Below are 2,386 nucleotides of genomic sequence, written 5' to 3'. Positions count from 1 at the left end.
CCCCCCAGAGTTAAGTAGTTTTTTGGTCAGGAATAGTAGACTTACATCGCGTTAAAGTTATTGTTTTTCTTGATTAATATTTCGTTTTCTTCTTAAGGATTCTCCTTTGAGTTCTATTCGGTGTGCATCATGTACGATCCTATCCAAAATAGCATCTGCAATCGTCTGATCTCCGATAATTTCATACCATGCGCTGACTGGTAATTGGGATGTTATGATGGTGGATTTTTTTCCATGGCGATCTTCAATTATCTCCATCAACAACATTCTGCTCTGTACATCCAAGGGTTGTATTCCAAAGTCATCGAGGATTAGTACATCGAGTTTTTCTATTTTGAGCATTTCCTTAATTGAAGATCCATCTGCCTTTGCCATTTTCAGTTGGGTGAGTAATTTGGTCGTATTAGCATAAAGGACTTTGTGTCCCTTGCTACAAGCCTGATTGCCCAGGGCACAGGCAAGATAACTCTTACCTGTGCCTGTACTTCCTGTCATCAGAATGTTTTCCCCTTTGTGGATGTATGCTCCGTCTGCGAGTCTCAATAGTTGATTTTTGTCCAGTTCACGGCCAACACGAAAATCTAGCTCTTCAATAGTGGCTTTGTATCGGAAACGTGCACCGCGAAGGCTTCGATCCATTCTTCGATTTTGACGATCATCCCATTCGTTTTCCACTAGCAGATTGATTAGCTCATCTGGTGTAAGGGACGCCAAGGAACCTGATTCAGTGGCATGACTGAAGCTCCGTTACATACCATAGAGCTTCATTTTTTTCATCTTTTCAATTGTGTCTTGTATCATTGGAATTGGTGTTTATTAACTATAATATCTATTGCCACGGATATTGTGGTGTTTGGGCATCTGGGAGGATTCATCCAGCTGTTCATCAGAAAAACTGATGGAATCCAAGTTTTTGGAGAGAATCTGTTCAATCATAGAGTAAGTATAAACGCCATACTCTGAGGCTCTTTTACAAGCGGCAGTGATCCGTTGTGTCCCTACTTTGCGGGCGAGATGAAGAATCCCAGAACAGGATCTAAAACCTTGCTCAGGGTGGGGAATAAACTCCATCAGCTTGGATAAGAATGTACCAACCTCCTTGTTGATCTTATTGCCCTTTTCTACAAAGAATTCATAACTCCAGTCCGATACATACTTATGGTTACCTGATAGATGCTCCCTTAAGGTAGTGTACTTATGTTTTCTTTTGTCTCGCTTGTGCTTGGCTATAGGATGATACTTGTAAAAAATCTCTACCCTATCATCATTGAAAAGGACTTTGACTTTCTTTCCCATATACTGATGAGGGACACTGTAGTAGTGTTTATCCTCTCCAAGACAGATATGGGTATTTTTCATTACTGTGCATACTTTTACACTCATCAACTGGTAAGGGAGTTCAGGAAGAGCCAGCAGACTGCTTCGTTCAAGTGTCTCAAACTGCTCTCTGCGACTTTCCTCTCCTCTTAGCGCATAGTCATTGTAGTTAGCTAACAATGTAAAGAGCGCTTCATTGAGGCTTTCAAGAGATAAGAAAACTTTACCTTGTAGCTCCATATAAATCCTCTGATATACCAATCTAACAGCACCTTCTACAAGAGATTTTTCTCTGGGTTGTCGGGGTCTTGCAGGAATAATAGTGGTATTGTAATGCTCAGCAAATGTTTCGAAGGTCTCGTTGAGGACTGGGGAGTATTTACTGCCTTTGGAAACTGCAGACCGGAGGTTGTCGGGCACGATCACCCTTGGAACCCCACCGAAGAACTCCAACATCCTTGTGCAGCTTCCAATGAAGTCTGGTTTCTGCTGGGTATAAGTAGCTTCTACATAAGTGTATTGAGTACAACCTAGAGTAGCCACAAATACCTCTACTGGAAAATGCTCACCAGTTTCAGGGTCAGTAACATGGAGCTTTTTCCCTGCATAATCGATGAAAACTTTCTCTCCTGCTGGATGGTCAAAATGCATAGTTAGTCCCTGCCGACCCACGTATTCCCGAATATGCTTTCGAAACTGACTTGACTGAAAACCGTCGGGGTGCTTCTCTCGATATTCTTCCCAGAGACGTTGACGTGTCATACCTTTTGTACGCAGCTTCTTTACAATCCCAGGTAATAAAGGAAGTAATGTTTCCAACCTGTCACTTTGCTGAACAGGAGATGGAGGTCCTAATATTAATTCAGCCAAACCTTCATCGGAAAGTTGATTAACCTCTTCAAAGGATAGACCTGTTTGTCTAAATCTTTTGAGATAGGACTTGACAGTGTTGCGGGAGACTCCCATTAATTTACTGAGCTGCTTGGAGCCATGGCCATCAAAATGGCCTCGTAAAATTTGTTTGATCTTGTTCATGGTAAGAGTGCGATTGGCCATGGGAATGCTTAAT

General features: G+C 42.0%; 1 protein-coding gene and 1 pseudogene. Both read right to left on the bottom strand.

What is annotated here, in order from left to right:
- Positions 1-57 precede the first annotated feature (57 nt).
- A pseudogene (istB, locus tag BW935_RS17970) lies at positions 58-801 on the bottom strand (IS21-like element helper ATPase IstB).
- A gap of 15 nt (positions 802-816) precedes the next feature.
- Positions 817-2,386 (bottom strand): IS21 family transposase (gene istA, locus BW935_RS17965; RefSeq protein ID WP_245802739.1); only part of this gene is annotated, 1,570 nt, incomplete at its 5' end.

The sequence above is a fragment of the Belliella pelovolcani genome, assembly GCF_900156785.1.
Taxonomy (GTDB): Bacteria; Bacteroidota; Bacteroidia; order Cytophagales; family Cyclobacteriaceae; genus Belliella; species Belliella pelovolcani.
Note: the sequence above shows the minus strand (reverse complement) of the source record. Positions and strands in the feature narration are given on the sequence as shown.